The sequence below is a fragment of the Micromonospora sp. DT62 genome, from assembly GCF_049847285.1.
Lineage (GTDB): Bacteria > Actinomycetota > Actinomycetes > Mycobacteriales > Micromonosporaceae > Micromonospora > Micromonospora reichwaldensis.
In genome coordinates this window covers 333,615-349,524 of sequence record NZ_JBNCOB010000006.1, presented here as the reverse complement: position 1 = coordinate 349,524, position 15,910 = coordinate 333,615, and the positions used below count along the sequence as shown (strand labels likewise).

General features: G+C 73.9%; 14 protein-coding genes. 7 read left to right on the top strand and 7 right to left on the bottom strand.

The features are described from left to right. Positions 1-35 precede the first annotated feature (35 nt). Positions 36-1,436: an FAD-binding oxidoreductase gene (locus ACPXCB_RS12520; RefSeq protein WP_425874989.1), complete on the top strand. Its 1,401-nt coding sequence runs from the start codon at positions 36-38 to the stop codon at positions 1,434-1,436. A 12-nt stretch (positions 1,437-1,448) separates the two neighbouring features. On the opposite strand, the gene ACPXCB_RS12515 is transcribed toward ACPXCB_RS12520, so the two are convergent. Continuing rightward, positions 1,449-1,979, bottom strand: coding sequence for a hypothetical protein (locus ACPXCB_RS12515; protein WP_425874987.1), 531 nt, complete (start codon positions 1,977-1,979; stop codon positions 1,449-1,451). 90 nt (positions 1,980-2,069) lie between these two features. Next, on the bottom strand, positions 2,070-3,887 hold the full coding sequence (locus ACPXCB_RS12510) for a glycerol-3-phosphate dehydrogenase/oxidase (RefSeq protein WP_425875022.1): 1,818 nt from the start codon (positions 3,885-3,887) through the stop codon (positions 2,070-2,072). Positions 3,888-3,965: 78 nt separating this feature from the next. Between ACPXCB_RS12510 and ACPXCB_RS12505 the strand changes: the two genes are divergently transcribed. Next, positions 3,966-6,416 (top strand): S8 family serine peptidase, encoded by a 2,451-nt coding sequence (locus tag ACPXCB_RS12505; RefSeq protein ID WP_425874986.1) that lies wholly within the window; start codon positions 3,966-3,968, stop codon positions 6,414-6,416. Positions 6,417-6,437: 21 nt separating this feature from the next. Here ACPXCB_RS12505 and ACPXCB_RS12500 read toward each other — a convergent pair whose 3' ends face one another. Continuing rightward, positions 6,438-7,028: a dienelactone hydrolase family protein gene (locus tag ACPXCB_RS12500; protein ID WP_425874984.1), complete on the bottom strand. Its 591-nt coding sequence runs from the start codon at positions 7,026-7,028 to the stop codon at positions 6,438-6,440. A gap of 63 nt (positions 7,029-7,091) precedes the next feature. On the opposite strand from ACPXCB_RS12500, the gene ACPXCB_RS12495 reads away from it, so the two are divergent. The 3 genes from ACPXCB_RS12495 to ACPXCB_RS12485 all read left to right on the top strand — a co-directional run bounded on the left by ACPXCB_RS12495 (position 7,092) and on the right by ACPXCB_RS12485 (position 9,154). Next, positions 7,092-7,700: a helix-turn-helix domain-containing protein gene (locus ACPXCB_RS12495; protein ID WP_425874982.1), complete on the top strand. Its 609-nt coding sequence runs from the start codon at positions 7,092-7,094 to the stop codon at positions 7,698-7,700. 235 nt (positions 7,701-7,935) lie between these two features. Then, complete coding sequence (locus ACPXCB_RS12490) at positions 7,936-8,865, top strand: GNAT family N-acetyltransferase (protein ID WP_425874980.1); 930 nt, start codon at positions 7,936-7,938, stop codon at positions 8,863-8,865. Between the two features lie 91 nt (positions 8,866-8,956). After that, positions 8,957-9,154, top strand: coding sequence for a hypothetical protein (locus tag ACPXCB_RS12485; protein WP_088998151.1), 198 nt, complete (start codon positions 8,957-8,959; stop codon positions 9,152-9,154). A gap of 57 nt (positions 9,155-9,211) precedes the next feature. Here the strand turns inward: ACPXCB_RS12485 and groL are convergent, their stop codons facing one another. The 3 genes from groL to ACPXCB_RS12470 form a co-directional block, all read right to left on the bottom strand. Further along, on the bottom strand, positions 9,212-10,834 hold the full coding sequence (gene groL, locus ACPXCB_RS12480) for a chaperonin GroEL (protein WP_425874978.1): 1,623 nt from the start codon (positions 10,832-10,834) through the stop codon (positions 9,212-9,214). Positions 10,835-11,108: 274 nt separating this feature from the next. Then, on the bottom strand, positions 11,109-12,227 hold the full coding sequence (locus ACPXCB_RS12475) for a DUF3824 domain-containing protein (protein WP_425874976.1): 1,119 nt from the start codon (positions 12,225-12,227) through the stop codon (positions 11,109-11,111). 214 nt (positions 12,228-12,441) lie between these two features. Continuing rightward, the gene (locus tag ACPXCB_RS12470; protein ID WP_121400069.1) at positions 12,442-12,645 is read right to left on the bottom strand and encodes a cold-shock protein; all 204 of its coding nucleotides are present in this window, start codon (positions 12,643-12,645) and stop codon (positions 12,442-12,444) included. Between the two features lie 210 nt (positions 12,646-12,855). Here ACPXCB_RS12470 and ACPXCB_RS12465 point away from each other — a divergent pair, with 210 nt between their 5' ends. Continuing rightward, a complete protein-coding gene (locus ACPXCB_RS12465) occupies positions 12,856-13,389 on the top strand; it encodes a GNAT family N-acetyltransferase (protein WP_357578716.1) in 534 nt (177 codons plus the stop codon). A gap of 81 nt (positions 13,390-13,470) precedes the next feature. On the opposite strand, the gene paaN is transcribed toward ACPXCB_RS12465, so the two are convergent. Next, a complete protein-coding gene (paaN, locus tag ACPXCB_RS12460) occupies positions 13,471-15,144 on the bottom strand; it encodes a phenylacetic acid degradation protein PaaN (RefSeq protein ID WP_425874974.1) in 1,674 nt (557 codons plus the stop codon). 215 nt (positions 15,145-15,359) lie between these two features. On the opposite strand from paaN, the gene ACPXCB_RS12455 reads away from it, so the two are divergent. After that, positions 15,360-15,908 carry a matrixin family metalloprotease gene (locus ACPXCB_RS12455; RefSeq protein ID WP_425874972.1) on the top strand — a complete coding sequence of 183 codons (549 nt, stop codon included), beginning with the start codon at positions 15,360-15,362 and terminating at the stop codon, positions 15,906-15,908. Positions 15,909-15,910 lie beyond the last annotated feature (2 nt).

The following is a 15,910-nucleotide window of genomic DNA, read 5'->3' as shown; positions in this document are numbered from 1 at the left end:
GGTTATCGCGCGGGACCGACCGTAGCCTCGGCGACATGGCCGGATCCCACCTCCTCCACGATCTGCGGGCGGCGCTCGGCGACGACGCCGTCCTGACCGACCCGGACCTGCTGCGGATGCACGAGCGGGACGAGGCCGACCTCTGTGCCGCCGGTACGCCCCTGGTCGTGATCCGTCCCCGCACCACCGCGCAGGTGGCCGCCGCGCTGCGGGCGGCCGCGCGGCACGGCGTACCGGTGGTGCCGCAGGGGGCGCGCACGGGGCTGGCCGGCGCGGCCAACGCCGTCGACGGCGCGATGGTGCTGAGCACCGTCGCGATGGACGCCGTGTTGGAGATCGACCCGGTGAGCCGGATCGCCGTGGTGCAGCCCGGCGTGGTCAACGCGACGCTCGCCGCCGCCGTGGCGAAGCAGGGCCTGTGGTACCCGCCCGACCCGGGCTCGTGGGAGTCGTCCACGATCGGCGGGAACGTCGCCACCAACGCCGGCGGCATGTGCTGCGTCAAGTACGGCGTCACCACCGAGTACGTGCTGGGCCTGGAGGTGGTGCTCGCCTCCGGTGAGGTGCTGCGCACCGGCCGGCGTACCGCCAAGGGGGTGGCCGGGTACGACCTCACCCGGCTCTTCGTCGGCTCCGAGGGCACCCTCGGCGTGATCACCGAGGTGACCGTGGCGCTGCGGCCCGCCCCGGCACAGTCGCTGACCATGGTGGCGGTCTTCCCGTCCACCGCCGCCGCTGGCGCGGCCGTCGCCGAGATCGCCGCCCGGGGGCTCTCCCCCAGCCTGCTGGAGCTGCTCGACCGGACGCACCTGCGGGCGATCGAGGCGTACCGTCCGATGGGGCTGCGGACGGACGCCCAGGCGCTGCTGCTGGCAGCCGCCGACACCGGCTCCCGCGCGGCCGACGATCTGGCCGGCCTGGCCGCGGTCTGCGAGGCAGCCGGCGCCGACGAGGTCTACGCGGCCACCGACGCCGTGGAGGCGGCGGCCCTGTTGCAGGCCCGCCGGCTCGCGCACCCGGCGATGGAGAAGTTCGCGGCGGAGACCTACCCGGGCGGCAACGGCGGCCTGGTCATCGACGACGTGGCGGTGCCCCGGGGCGCGTTGGCGGCGCTCCTCGACGGGGTGGCCCGGATCGCGGTGGAGTGCGACGTGCCGATCGGCGTGGTCGGCCACGCCGGCGACGGCAACATGCACCCGAACATCGTGGTGGACCGGGCCGACCCGGCGAGCCTCGAACGCGGCCGGCGCGCGTTCGACGAGATCATGCGCCTCGGCCTGGAACTGGGCGGCACCTGCACCGGCGAGCACGGCGTGGGCCTGCTCAAGCGCGACTGGCTGGCCCGCGAGATCGGCCCGGTGAGCCTGCGGGTGCACCAGGCGATCAAGGCGGCACTCGATCCGGCCGGCCTGCTCAACCCCGGCAAGGTCCTCTGACGGGCGCGGTCCTCAGGCGGTCATCTCGGCCGGGGTGGCCTGGGTGAGCAGCAGCAGGATCTCGTTGGCGATGGGCGGGTGCTCCTCGCCCGGGCAGTCCTGCGACGTGACCAGGCCGGTCGAGGTGAGCAGGCTGGAGGTCAGCGCGTCGATGCAGGTGACCTGGTAGCGCCGGACCTGGTCGGTCTCCTTCGCCAGCCCCGGGTCGGCGAGCAGCTCCTGGAGCCGGGCGACGTGTTCCGGGCCGAGCACCCCGGTCGACGTCACGCCGTCGCCGGCGCAGTCGACACACTCCCACCTGCCGTCCGGTTCCACGTTGAGCGTGCGCAGCGGCCCGTCCGTGCCGACCCGCTGGAGGAGGCTGACCTCGCCCTTTCCGGCGGTCGCCGCCCCGCCGGGCCCCGGCTGCGACAGCCCGGTGCCGGCCGGGCCCGGCGCGGGGCCGTCGTCGGCGCTTCCGGGCAGCGCGCAGCCGGCGAGGGCGGCGGCCAGCAGGGCGGCGACGGACACGCGGACCGGACGCAACCAGGAAGCGGAGGGCACGGGCCGGAACCTATCCCACCGCGGGTGAGGGCCGTAACCGCTCTCCGGGGTGGGGCGGGCGAATGTAGGGGGTGACCGGGGCCGGGCCGGTCAGCGGGACGAGGACGGCAGTTCGGCCTGGTCGTCGTCGACGCCGCGGTCCGCCGCGAAGCCCCGTACGTCGGGCGCGCCGAGCCGGGCGGCGTCGGCGGTGGCGTCGTCGGGCATCAGCTGGGACTCGCGTTCCGCCTCCACCCGGGCGCGGTAGTGCTCCACCTCGCGGGCCCGGGTGGCCTCGTCCCAGCCGAGCACCGCGCCCATCAGCTCGGCCGCGTGGCCCGCCGACTCCAGGCCCCGGTGCGCCGTCTCGAAGGAGATCCGGGTCCGCCGGGTGAGCACGTCCTCCAGGTGCAGCGCCCCCTCGGCCCGGGCCGCGTACGTCACCTCGGCGGCCAGGTACTCCGGTGCGCCGGCCAGCGGGGAGGCCAGCAGCGGGTCCGCGTCGATCAGCGCGAGCAGGTCGCGGGTGAGGGTGCCGTAGCGCTCCAGCAGGTGCTCGATCACCCCGACCGGCATCCCGTGCCGGCGGGCGAGGTCCGCCCGGTCCCGCCACGTCGCCGGGTAGCCGTCGGCGCCGAGCAGCGGCAGGTCGGCGGTGCGGGAGGGGCGTACGGCGCCGAGCCGGTGGGCGGCCCGGTCGACCACGTCGGAGGCCATCACCCGGTACGTCGTGTACTTGCCGCCGGCGACCAGCAGCAGCCCGAGCATCGGCTCGAAGACGGCGTGCTCGCGGGACAGCTTGGAGGTGGAGTCGGCCTCGCCGGCCAGCAGCGGCCGCAGCCCGGCGTAGACGCCCTCGATGTCGGCCGTCGTGAGCGGCCGGTCGAGCACCGTGTTGACCTGCTCCAGCAGGTATTCGATGTCCCGGGCGGAGGCCGCCGGGTGGGACCGGTCCAGCCGCCAGTCGGTGTCGGTGGTGCCGATGATCCAGTGCCCGCCCCACGGGATGACGAAGAGCACACTGGTGGCCGTACGCAGGATCAGCCCGGCCTCGCCGGTGATCGCCGAACGGGGCACCACCAGGTGCACGCCCTTGGAGGCCCGGACGCGGATACCGGGGCGCAGCCCGACGTCGTTCAGCATCCGCGACATGTCGTCGCTCCACACCCCGGTGGCGGCGATGACGGTGCGGGCGCGTACCTCGAACTCGGCGTCCGGGGAGCCGGGCGGCGCCTCCAGGTCGCGGACCCGGACGCCGGTCACCTCGCGGGCCTGCCGGATGAGCCCGACCGCCCGGGTGCTGTTCACCACGGTCGCGCCGAGGCTGGCCGCCGTGCGGGCCAGGGTCACCACCAGCCGCGCGTCGTCGACCTGCCCGTCGTAGTAGCGGATCGCGCCGGCCACCGCGTCGGCGCGCAGGCTGGGGAAGACGCGGCGGGCACCCTCGCGGGTCAGGTGCCGGTGCAGCGGCATGCCGCGCCCGCCGCCGAAGATCCCGGCGAAGGCGTCGTACGCCGCGACGCCGGCGCCGTAGTAGGAGCGGCGGAACACCCGGGCCGGCAGGCCGCGTACGCCCCGCCCGTCGGGCAGCGGGACCAGGATGGGCACCGGCCGGACCAGGTGCGGGGCCAGCCGGGTGGCGAGCAGCCCGCGCTCGGTGAGCGCCTCGTGCACCAGGTGGAACTCCAGCTGCTCCAGGTAGCGCAGGCCCCCGTGGATGAGCTTGCTGGAGCGGCTGGAGGTGCCGGCGGCGTAGTCGCGCGCCTCCACCAGGGCCACCTTCAGCCCTCGTGAGGCGGCGTCCAGGGCGGCTCCCGCCCCGGTCGCGCCACCGCCGATGACCAGCACGTCGAAGCGTTCGGCGCGCAGGCGGCGCAGGTCGGCGGCGCGGCGCTCGGGGGAGAGTTGGCCGGCCGTCGTTCGGGACACGTTGGGGTCACGCACCCGTCCACGGTAACCGCCGCCGCCACCCGGCGGGACAGCCCGTCCGCGCCGTACTGTCTGGGGATGGAGGTCGGCCCCCCGTTCCCCGCTGGTCAACCCGTTCCAAGACCGTTGGCGACGCCGGGCCCGCCGAGCCCCTGGGCGGTGGCGGCGGCGGCGGTGACCGGCTGCTGGACGGTCGGGCTCGTCGTCGTCGGCCAGCTCGGCGGCTGGCTGGCCGACCAGGTCCTGCTGGCCTCCGGGCTGGACCGCGTGGTCTGGCTCTGGCCGGCGACGGTGCTGTTCACCGTGCTGCTGGTCGGGGCGCCCGCGCTGACGCTGGCCCTGCTGCCCCGCTCGGCGGCGGTCCGCACCACCGGCCGGACCTGGCTGGCGGCGGCGCTCGCGCTCGGCGCGCTGGGGCTGCTCCGGGCGATGCCGCCGGTGCACCACGAGGCGTACCTCGCCGCGTTGGCCGCCACGGCCGCCCTGGCCGCCCTCGTCCTGCGGGCGCTGGCCCGCCGCGCGGCGGTCGCGACCCCCCGGGTGCCCGCGTCGGCCGCCCCGCGCCGGGCGCCCGCGTCGGCCGTCACGCTGCTCGGGGTGGCCGGCGGGCTGGCGCTGCTGCTGCCCTGGACCTGGCTGGGCGCCCTCGGTGGGCTGCTGGAGACGGTGCTCGCCGGGGTCGCCGCCGCCGCGCTGGGCGTGCTGGCCGGGGCGCTGCTGGACGACGCCTTCTGGGCCCGCTTCACCGTCGGCGAACCGCCCCGGCCGGCCCGGTTGGTGCTGGTCGGAGGGCTGGTCGCCGGGGTCGCGCTGCTGCTGCTCACCGCCGGGGTCGGCCAGTCCGGGGCCCAGCTTCCCCTGCTGCTGACCCTGCCGCCGGCCGGCTTCGCGCTGGCGGCCCTGCACGCGGCGGCCCGCCGCCCGGCCCCGGCCGGCCCGCCGGGGACGGGTGTCCTCCGGCCCGCGGCCCGTTGGCTGGTGGGGCTCGGCGTGCTCGGCCCGCTGGCCTTCACCGACCCCGAGGAGATCACCCTCCTCCTGGCCAGCACCCGCGACGTGCCGTTCTGGGTGGCCGCCGCCGCCGGCGCCGGGCTCGCCGTCGCGGCCGTCCTCGCCGTGACGTACGGGGTGCTGCTGGGCCGGGGCCGGCGGCCGAGCCGGCGGGTCGCCTGGGTGGCCGCCAGCGCCCTGCTGGTCGCGGTCGGCGGGGTGGCCCTCGGCGCGGGCCAGCCCGGCCTGCACGGCGAGCGGCTGTTCGTGGTGCTCCGCGAGCAGGCCGACCTCGCCGGCGTCCCGGCGACGACCGGTCGGGCCGGCCGGGACGCCCGGGTCGCCGAGGTCCACCGGCGGCTGGTCGCGACCGCCGAGCGGACCCAGGCCGACCTGCGCCGGGACCTGCGCCGGCTGCGGCTCGACCACACCCCCTACTACCTCGTCAACGCCGTCGAGGTGGACGGCGGGCCGGCGGTGCGGGCCTGGCTGTCGCGCCGGCCGGAGGTCGCCCGGGTGCTGGTCAGCCAGCGGGTGCGACCGCTGCCCGCGCCGGCCGGCCGCAGTCGCGGCACCGCGCCCGCGCCCGCCGGCCCCGAGTGGAACGTCCGGATGCTCGGTGCGGACCGGGTCTGGTCCCAGCTCGGGGTGGACGGCTCCGGGATCGTGGTGGGCAGCTCGGACTCGGGCGTGGACGGCGGGCACCCCGCGCTGGCGGGCGGCTTCCGGGGCGGCGACGACTCCTGGTACGACCCGTGGAACGGCACCCGGGCGCCGACCGACCAGGGCGGGCACGGCACCCACACGACGGGCAGCGCGGTGGGCCGGGGCGGCATCGGGGTCGCCCCGGGCGCCCGGTGGGCCGGCTGCGTCAACCTGGACCGCAACCTCGGCAACCCCGCGTACTACCTGGACTGCCTCCAGTTCATGCTGGCGCCCTTCCCGGCGGGCGGGGACCCGTTCACCGACGGGCGCCCGGCACGCGCGCCGGACATCCTCACCAACTCGTGGGGCTGCCCGGCGCTCGAAGGCTGCGACCCGGGCGTGCTCGGGCCGGCCACCGCCGCCCTGGACGCCGCCGGCGTCATGGTGGTGGCGGCGGCCGGCAACACCGGGCCGTACTGCCGCTCGATCGACGACCCGCCCGCCCCGTACGCGGACGTGCTGACCGTCGGCGCGGTGGACCGGCAGCGCAAGGTCACCCTCTTCTCGTCGCGGGGACCGGTGCCGGGGGCGGCCAAGCCGGACCTGGTCGCGCCGGGCGACGAGGTGCTGTCGGCGATGCCGGGCGGCGGGTACGCCGTCCTGAGCGGCACCTCGATGGCGACGCCGCAGGTGGCCGGCGTGGTGGCGCTGATGTGGTCGGCCAACCCGGCGCTGGTCGGCGACCTGCCCCGCACCCGGCAGATCCTCCGGGACACCGCGACCCTGGCCGTGGCCACGTACGCCGCCCGGACGCAGACCTGCGGGGGTGACCGGAACATCACCGGCGCCGGCCTGGTCGACGCGTACGCCGCCGTTCAAGCGGCGCGGGGGTGAGGGTCGGCGCGGAGCGCCGGTTCACCCCAGCCGGTCGAGGAACTCCCGCGAGCGTCGCAGCACCAGTGCCGTCGCCTCCGCGTCGTACGACGGCAGCGTGCTGTCGGTGAACAGGTGCTGGTCGCCCGGGTAGACGAACAGCTCGCCGAGGTCGGGGCCGACGATGCCGACCAGCTCGCGGGCGGCTTCGATGTCGCCCTCCAGGGCGAAGAACGGGTCGGCGTCCATGCCGTGGATCTGCACCGGAACCCCGGCGGGCCAGGGGCCGACGGCCCATTCGCCGGTGACGGGCAGGCACGATTCGTAGAGCAACGCGCCACGGGCGCCGGGCCGGGTCTGTGCGAGCCGTTGGGCGGTGGCGGCACCCCAGGAGAAGCCCGCGTGGACCAGCCCGTCGGGCAGCTCGGCCACGGCACGGTCGGCACGCTCGCGCAGCACCTCGCCCCCGATGCGTTTCGTGAGCGCGAAGCCCTCGTCGAGGGTCGCCGGGAGTTCACCGTCGAAGAGGTCGGGGGTGTGCACGGTGTGCCCGCCGGCCCGCAACTGTTCGGCGAACTCGCGCAGCCCGTCGGTGAGCCCGCGCAGATGGTGGAACAGGACCACGTCGGCCATCTCTACACTCCTGTCAACAGACGACAACGATCGAATGATCCATGATTCTAGAACGGTCGAGAAATGTCGAGCAATCAGCGGATCCCGGACTACGACCTCGACGAGTTGCTCGTGGTCACCGCGCCCGCGCAGCTTCGCGCGCTGGCCGATCCCCTGCGCGCCACCCTCCTGGAGCTGCTCCTGGAGCGGGCCGCCACGGTGACCGAGCTGGCCCGGGCGGTCGACCGGCCGAAGAGCAGCGTCGCCTACCACGTGACCGCGCTCGTCGACGCCGGCCTGCTCAAGGTGGTGCGGACCCGGCGGGTGCGGGCGATCGACGAGCGGTACTACGGACGGGTCGCCCGCACGCTCTACATCGGTGCGCTCACCCGGCCCGAGGACAGACAGGTCGCGACCGCCGTCAACGGGCTCGCGGAGGCTGTCGCCGAATCCGCCGCCGCCCACGCCGCCGACGACCTGCGCTGCACCCTCGTGCACGCCCGCATCCCGATCGAGGAGGTACGCGCGTTCTGGGCCGAGGTGCAGGCGCTGGCCCGCCGCTTCGCCCAGATCCCCCGCTCCGGCGACCAGGTGTACGGGTTCGTCGCCGGCCTCTACCCCACCGACGCGCCGACCCTTCCCGAGCCCGGCCCGGACCCGGAGCCGAAGCCCGAGCCGGAGCCGAACCCGTAGCCGGAACCCGACCCGGAACCGGAGCTGGGACCCGAGCCGAAACCCGGGCCGGCCGGTTGAGGCGAGCGGGCCGGTCGCGGCATGCCACGGCGGACCGACGTGGACGCGCTCTCGCCGCACGTGGACTCGGCCCGCCAGCGGTACGCCGGCCGGGCGGCGCCAACGAGGGCTCTTCCCCGCCGCCAACAGGGGCTCTTCTTAACAGAAACGCTCCGGTGACCTAGGGTCGGCGTCCATGGACCTGAAGATCGTCGAGCTGGGGCCCGACCGGCGGCCCGCCGTGGTGGAGCTCTGCGGGCGGGCACTGGACCTGCCGGAGGACGCAGCCGAGGCGCCGGCCGTCGTGGACACCCTCTGGGCGCGGGCCGCCGCCCACCGCCCGGTGTTCGCGTGGGGCGCGCACCGGCAGGGGCGTCTCGTCGGTGTGCTCATCGGCTCCCTCGCCGCCGGCGACGGCGACGCCCGTGGTCACGTCGACCTGGTCGCGGTGGCACCGGAGGAGCGGCGGAACGGTGTCGGGAGGGCCCTGCTGGCGACCGCCGAGGCGCGGCTCGCCGAACTCGGCGCGGTGGAGGTGCTGCTCGCCGGGAACCCGCCGTACTACGCCTGGCCCGGGATCGACGTGCGCTACACCCCGGCGGTCTGCGCCGCGCTGGCGCTCGGCTACCGGCAGGACCGGACGGCGTGGAACATGACCGCCGACCTGTCGTACGACGGCTCGCCCGCGCTGCGCCCGACGGAGCCGGCGGAGGCGCGGCTGGCCGGGCAGGGCATCGCGGTCCGCCGCGCTGAGGCGGGTGACCTGCCGGCGCTGGCGGAGTTCGCCCGCGCCACCTTCGGCGGGGCCTGGGACGCCGAGCTGGCCGGCTCGGTGGGCCGGGAGGGGGCGGGCTGTCACCTGGCCGAGCGCGACGGCGAGGTGCTCGGCTTCGCCGCGTACGGGTCGTCCCGGCCGAGCTGGTTCGGCCCGATGGGCACCGCCCCGGCGGCCGAGGGCTCGGGGATCGGCGGGGTGCTGCTGCGCCGCTGCCTGCGCGAGCAGCGGGCGGCGGGCGTGACGGCGGCGCAGATCGGCTGGGTCGGACCGGTCCCGTTCTACTCGGGCAGCGCGGGTGCCCGGATCGAGCGCGTCTTCTTCCTCTACCGCAGGACGCTCGGGGACTGACAACGGGGCGAACGGGATATAGACCCTCATAACGCCATTCGCCCGCATTGGTGATCGTCGCGCCCTACCGTTTCCGGTAGAGGAGGCAGCCATGACCACGGACGACGAACGCCCCGGCCCGTTGCCGTTCGACCGGCTCGACTACGGCGACGCCGAGCAGCAGGCGGAGATGGCCGGCGTCGACGAGCCGGCCGACGAGCCGGTGACGCTGGTCGACGAGCCGGTGCAGATCCCGCAGCCGTACGACCGGGCGCAGAAGAGACGCAACCAACGGCCACTGCCGACGTGACAGCACAAGGGGCGGACCGCTGACGCGGCCCGCCCCTTGCGGCGTTTGGAACTGGACTCAGAAGTCCATGTCCCCGCCACCCGGACCAGCCGGGGCGGCCGGGGTCTTCTCCGGCTTGTCCGCCACGACGGCCTCGGTGGTGAGGAAGAGCGCCGCGATCGACGCGGCGTTCTGCAGCGCCGAGCGGGTCACCTTGGCCGGGTCGATGATGCCCGCGGCCAGCAGGTCGACGTACTCGCCGTTGGCGGCGTTGAGGCCGTGACCCGGGTTGAGGTTGCGGACGTGCTCGACGACCACGCCACCCTCGAGACCGGCGTTGACGGCGATCTGCCGCAGCGGGGCGTCCAGCGCGATCTTGACGATCTGCGCGCCGGTCGCCTCGTCGCCGACCAGGTCCAGCTTGTCGAAGGCGGACTTGCCGGCCTGCACCAGCGCGACGCCACCACCCGGGACGATGCCCTCCTCGACGGCGGCCTTCGCGTTGCGGACGGCGTCCTCGATGCGGTGCTTGCGCTCCTTCAGCTCGACCTCGGTGGCCGCGCCGACCTTGATCACCGCGACGCCGCCGGCCAGCTTGGCCAGCCGCTCCTGCAGCTTCTCGCGGTCGTAGTCGGAGTCGCTCCTGTCGATCTCGGCCCGGATCTGGTTGACCCGTCCCTGGATCTGCTCGGCGTCGCCGGCACCGTCGACGATGGTGGTCTCGTCCTTGGTCACCACGACCTTGCGGGCGCGGCCCAGCATGTCGAGGCCGACGGCGTCCAGCTTGAGGCCGACCTCCTCGCTGATGACCTGGCCACCGGTGAGGATGGCGATGTCGGCCAGCATGGCCTTGCGGCGGTCACCGAAGCCCGGCGCCTTGACGGCGACCGACTTGAAGGTGCCCCGGACCTTGTTGACGACCAAGGTCGCCAGGGCCTCGCCCTCGATGTCCTCGGAGATGATCAGCAGCGGCTTGCCCGACTGCATGACCTTCTCCAGGATCGGCAGCAGGTCCTTCACCGACGAGATCTTGCTGTTGACGATCAGGAGGTAGGGGTCGTCGAAGACGGCCTCCATGCGCTCCGGGTCGGTCATGAAGTAGGCCGAGATGTAGCCCTTGTCGAAGCGCATACCCTCGGTGAGCTCCAGCTCCAGCCCGAAGGTGTTGCTCTCCTCGACGGTGATGACGCCTTCCTTGCCCACCTTGTCCATCGCCTCGGCGATGATCTCGCCGACGCTGGTGTCACCGGCGGAGATGGAGGCGGTGGAGGCGATCTGCTCCTTGGTCTCGACGTCCTTGGCGAGCTTGAGCAGCTCCTCAGAGACGCTGGCCACGGCGGCCTCGATGCCCCGCTTCAGGGCGATCGGGTTGGCACCGGCGGCCACGTTGCGCAGGCCCTCGCGGACCAGGGCCTGGGCCAGGACGGTCGCCGTCGTCGTGCCGTCACCGGCGACGTCGTCGGTCTTCTTCGCGACCTCCTTGACCAGCTCGGCGCCGATCTTCTCGTAGGGGTCCTCGAGCTCGATCTCCTTGGCGATGCTCACACCATCGTTGGTGATGGTGGGGGCACCCCACTTCTTCTCGAGGACGACGTTGCGGCCCTTGGGGCCGAGGGTCACCTTCACGGCGTCGGCGAGCTGGTTCATGCCCCGCTCGAGGCCGCGGCGCGCCTCTTCGTCGAACGCGATCATCTTGGCCATACGGCGTTGTCCTCCTGGACACTCACGGGCCACCCGAGTGTGTGTCCCGGATGGGCCGCCTGGTGTACGCACCTTGGGGACGTCGCCACCTGGCGACGACGACGTCTCCTCGGCCGGGCCGGATAGCCCGCGACGACCGGCCATGTGCCGCAGCCGCGTCTGGGCGCCGCTACGACCGTGGCCCTACCGCCCCGACCATTGGCACTCGCGGTATGCGAGTGCCAATGACTTGTTTAGCACTCTCCCCTGCCGAGTGCAAGCACGATCGCCCCGGTCAGCCGAGTTCGCCGGCCAGCCGCGCGCTGTCCACCGGCCCCTCGTGGGCGCGCTGCTCGGCGTACGTGACGACCAGGCCGACCAGCTGGGCGAGGTGGGTCGGCAGGGCCAGCACCGCGCCCACCAGCGTCACCACGAGCACGCCGACCGCCGTGCCGGGCGACTCCAGCGGGGTGGTGCCGAACGGCAGCGCGCCGATGCCCTCCACCATGCCGGCGGCCCCGCCGCCGACGATCACCGCCGCCCCCACCAGCGCCACCCGGCCGAGCAGCAGACCGAGCCGGTCGTGGAACATGCGGAAGGAACGGCCGATCGGGTGCTGCCGCTCGAACAGGTAGACCGGGCCGGCCATGCTCAGCGCGAAGGCGAAGTAGATGCCGGGGATCACGCAGAGACAGACCCCGAGCCCGATGATGACGCTCATCAGCAGGGTCCAGCCCCAGAGGCCCAGCGCCCGGCGTGCCCCGTAGGAGAGGGCGGCGCCCACGCTCACCGGTTGACCGGCCGCCTGCCGGGTGACCACCCAGGTGCCGGCCGCCCAGCCCAGGCTCTGCACGAAGCCGAAGATGAGGGCGCTGCCGAGCACCACGGACAGCAGGACGACCGTGTCGGTCAGGAAGGTGTCGGGCAGCGCGGCCGGGTCGCCGGCCATGGACTCCTCCCACTTGGCGCTCGGGTCGACGACCAGCGAGAGCATCGACACCACCAGGGCCGGCAGCACCTGGGTGAGCAGCAGGATCGGCAGCAGCAGCCGCCAGCCCCGGCGCACCGCGCCGACGCACCGGCCGAACCAGCCGTTGACGCCCGCGCCGGGCGGGGTGACGAGCAGGTCGGCCGGGTCGAGGCCGTGCCCCGGCGGGTACCACCCGTGGACCGGCTGCCCGGGATACGCGACCGGGGCGCCCGGCTGCCCGGGGTACGCGACCGGGGCGCCCGGGTACCACGGCTGCCCGCCGTACGGGCCGGAGCCGGCCGGGTACCCGCCGGTGGGCGGGAAGACCCAGTCCTGCGGCTGTTGCGGGTCCGTCGGCGCAGCGCCGCCCGGGCCGACGGGTGGCGTCGCGGAGGGGTCGGGATCTCCCGGGGGCGGCGCGGCCTGGGGTGGCTGGTCGGACATGAACCCTCCTCAGCGATGGCTGGAACGGCTCACGATCCTCCCCTGCCGACGCAACCGCGTCGAAGCCCGCCCCCGTGGAGCGGACCGGCAGACTGCCCGGCCCCGTGGAGCGGACCGGCCGGCGACCACCCGGGGCACCGGGCCGCCCCCGGCCGGCGCCCCACGACCGGTGGCCGGGAGGTCGGTCGGCGCGGGGGCGCGGGAGGGACGCCCGTCAGGCGATGACGCGCACGCGCTCGGCCTGGGGGCCCTTCTGGCCCTGGGCGATCTCGAACTCGACCCGCTGGCCGTCGTCCAACGCCTTGTAGCCGTCCATCTCGATCGCCGAGAAGTGGACGAAGACGTCCTGCCCACCGTCGACGGCGATGAAGCCGTAGCCCTTTTCGGAGTTGAACCACTTCACGGTGCCCTCTGCCACGGTGCACTTCCTCACTCTGCGCGGCGTTCCACGACCCCGGAGGCCGGGCGGGCCGGCACCGGAGGACCACCGGCTCGGCGATCGACGAGGGCCGCTGAAACGGTGACCGAAATCGCACGCTACACGAAGCGTGACGACACCGCACGACCACAAATCGGACATACGCCGATCGACGGCCATCGGCCGTCATCGCTGTGATAGGCATTCGGCATGACGAGCACGCCCGACGGTCCGGGGCCGACGCGGCGGGCGGAGATCCGGCGGGTCCGACCCCCGGACGCAGCTCGGATGCGGGCGCTGCGGCTGGAGATGCTCGCCGACGCCCCGCTGGCCTTCCTGGAGACCCTCGCCGACGCGGCGGCCCGGTCGCACGCCGACTACGCGGCCAGGATCGCGTCCGTCTCCGTCGGGGCGGGCACCGCCCAGTTCGTCGCGGACCCGGGCGGCCGGCTCGTCGGGCACGCCGGCGGCACGGTGGCCCCCGGGGAGCCGGGGCTGACCGTGGTGTACGCCGTCTACGTCACCCCGCCCTGGCGGGGCACGGGCCTCCTCGGCGACCTCGTCGACGCGGTCGCGGCCTGGTCCCGCGCCTGCGGGCGCCCCGAACTGATGCTGGAGGTCGTGGTCGGCAACGACCGGGCCTACCGCGCGTACCGACGGCTGGGCTTCGTCGACACCGGCGTACGCGTCCCGCACCCCACGGTCCCGGCGCTCACCGAGCTCCAGATGCGCCGCCCGGCCTGACGCGCTGGCGACCCGTTCCGCCAGGACCGGATCGGCTGCCCGGAGCGGCCCGCGCGGGGCCGACCCGGGCAGCCGGACCTCTCAGGCGTGCCGGCGGGACTGCACGATGCGGAACCGGTTGGCCACGTAGGCGCCGTCGGTGAGCGCCGAGTTGGCCGCCGCGTTGGCGCCGCTGCCGTGGAAGTCGGAGAAGGCCGCCGACTGGTTCACGAAGACCCCACCGGTCAGGTTGCAGGAGAGGTGCACCCCGACCTCGATCGCCGCGGTCTCGGCCGCGTCGAGGACCGCCTCGTCGGTGGAGTAGACCGCCGCGGTGAGCGCGCCCTTCTCGCCGACCGTGGCGCGCAGGATCTCCAGGCTGTGCGCGGTGGAGTCCGTGGCGATGGCGAACGAGATCGGCCCGAACCACTCCTTCGAGTAGGTCGCGGTGTCGTCGGCCGCCAGCCTGACCACCGTCGGGGTGCGGACCACCGCGCCGGGGAAGGCCGGGTGCTCGACCGTACGCGACTCCAGCAGCGCCTCGCCGACCTTGGTGACCTCGTCGAGGCGCTCCAGCACCCCGTCGTTGACGATCGCGCCGGTCATCTCCACGCCGCGCGTCGGGTCGGCGGTGATCTTGGCGACCGCCGCGGCGATCCCGCCCGCCACCTCGTCGAAGCTCTTGTGCCCCTGGTCGGTCTCGATGCCGTTGCCGGGGATCAGGATGTTCTGCGACGTGGTGCACATCTGGCCGCTGTAGAGACTCAGGGTGAAGCCGAGGTTGCGGCACATCCCGGCGAAGTCGTCGGTGGAGTCGATCACCACCGTGTTCAGCCCGGCCTTCTCGGTGTAGACCGCCGCCTGCCGGGCGTTGGCCTCCAGCCAGTCGCCGTACTCGGTGGAACCGGTGAAGTCGATGATCTTCACGGCCGGGTGCAGGGCCAGCGTGGAGGCGAGCTTCTCCCCGGGAGCCTCGGGGGCGAGCAGCACCAGGTTCGGGTCGAAGCCGGCCTCGGCGAGCACCTCACGGGCGTACTTCACCGTGATCGCCAGCGGCAGCACCGCGCGCGGGTGCGGCTTGACGACGACCGGGTTGCCGGTGACCAGCGAGGCGAACAGCCCCGGGTACGAGTTCCAGGTCGGGAAGGTGTTGCAGCCGATCACCAGCGCCACGCCACGGGGCACCACGTGGAAGGTCTTGGTCATCCGCAGCGGGTCGCCCTTGCCGGCCGCCTTCTCCCAGCCCGCCGTCCCCGGGTGCCGGGTCATCTCCGCGTACGCGTAGGCGACCGCCTCCAGCGCGCGGTCCAGCGCGTGCGCGCCGCCCGCCTGGAAGGCCATCACGAAGGCCTGGCCGCTGGTGAACTGCACCGCATTGGCCAGCTCGAAGATGTGCTTGTGCAGCCGGTCGAGAATCTCCAGGCAGACCCCCACCCGGGCCTGCGGGCCGGCGTCGCGCCAGCCGGGCAGGGCCGCGGAGGCGGCGGCGACCAGCTCGTCGGCGCCGGCGTGCGGGTAGCGGACGTTCAGCTCGACGCCGAACGGGCTGCTCTCGGTGGCGACCCGGTCGGCCGCGCCCGGCTGGTCGAGGGGGAAGTCACCGCCGAGGTACGCCTCGAAGGCGGCCTTGCCGTCGGCGGCGGCGGTCTCGCCGTAGACCCGGGGGCTGGGCGACTCGGGGTAGGCGGACCAGTACCCGCGCTCCGTGATCGCGGTCAGCGCCCGGTTGAGGGTGTCGGCGTGCCTGTCGTACAGGGGGTGCGGGGTCTCCGTCATGCCCGCCATCATGCAACAGGAACCCCTCAGATCAGTAGGGCCGTGTCACAACTCGGATCGTGAGCTGCCAGTCCGCCCAGCCGCCGAGGCAGCGACGGCGTCGCCGCCCGCCCGCACCCCTCTCGGGCGGACCGGGGTCCGGGGAATTCGGGTCCACATCGGACGCCCCGGGTCAGTTACAGTGACGACCTTCTATCTATATTCGAGGAGGTTCTGTGGAGCAACGAGAGTCTGTCTTCCGTCGCCGGCCGGCCTGGTCGATGCTGGTGGTGTCCGGGATGATCGCCGCGTCGGCCCTGTTCGCGGCCCCTGCCGCGGCTGACGTGGGAATCGCCGGAAGCGCCTGCAACGCGGTCGACGGTGGGGAACTCGTCTACGATGACTTCACCAAGTACAACGACTCGCTCAATCACGCGGTCAACCAGTGGAACGCGCTCAATCCCATCGACGTCAGAGCCGACGACGCCTGGAGTTACTCCGACGTCGACGTCAGCGACAGCAATGACGGCGGGAACGGCACGGTCGCCTACTACTCCTGCGTAGCCGGCGCGGACGACATCGTCATGAACACCCACTATCTCGACAGTTACAGCACCTCACGTGATCACGCCGCGATGACCCACGAATTCGGGCACGCCATCGGTCTCGACCACGGTCCTGAAGTTGCGGTCATGGACCCCTACTCGACCGACTACAACCCGAACATGAACAACAATTTGCAATCGTGGGACATCAGCACCTATCACAGCAAATGGGGGTACTGAAG

Bases quoted from the DNA above. Each gene is read 5' to 3' on its own strand.
- ACPXCB_RS12490 (WP_425874980.1), top strand. From the start codon at position 7,936: ATGGACCTGAAGATCGTCGAGCTGGGGCCCGACCGGCGGCCCGCCGTG.
- ACPXCB_RS12500 (WP_425874984.1), bottom strand. From the start codon at position 7,028: ATGGCCGACGTGGTCCTGTTCCACCATCTGCGCGGGCTCACCGACGGG.
- groL (WP_425874978.1), bottom strand. From the start codon at position 10,834: ATGGCCAAGATGATCGCGTTCGACGAAGAGGCGCGCCGCGGCCTCGAG.
- ACPXCB_RS12465 (WP_357578716.1), top strand. From the start codon at position 12,856: ATGACGAGCACGCCCGACGGTCCGGGGCCGACGCGGCGGGCGGAGATC.
- ACPXCB_RS12495 (WP_425874982.1), top strand. From the start codon at position 7,092: ATGTCGAGCAATCAGCGGATCCCGGACTACGACCTCGACGAGTTGCTC.
- ACPXCB_RS12520 (WP_425874989.1), top strand. From the start codon at position 36: ATGGCCGGATCCCACCTCCTCCACGATCTGCGGGCGGCGCTCGGCGAC.
- paaN (WP_425874974.1), bottom strand. From the start codon at position 15,144: ATGACGGAGACCCCGCACCCCCTGTACGACAGGCACGCCGACACCCTC.
- ACPXCB_RS12475 (WP_425874976.1), bottom strand. From the start codon at position 12,227: ATGTCCGACCAGCCACCCCAGGCCGCGCCGCCCCCGGGAGATCCCGAC.
- ACPXCB_RS12485 (WP_088998151.1), top strand. From the start codon at position 8,957: ATGACCACGGACGACGAACGCCCCGGCCCGTTGCCGTTCGACCGGCTC.
- ACPXCB_RS12505 (WP_425874986.1), top strand. From the start codon at position 3,966: ATGGAGGTCGGCCCCCCGTTCCCCGCTGGTCAACCCGTTCCAAGACCG.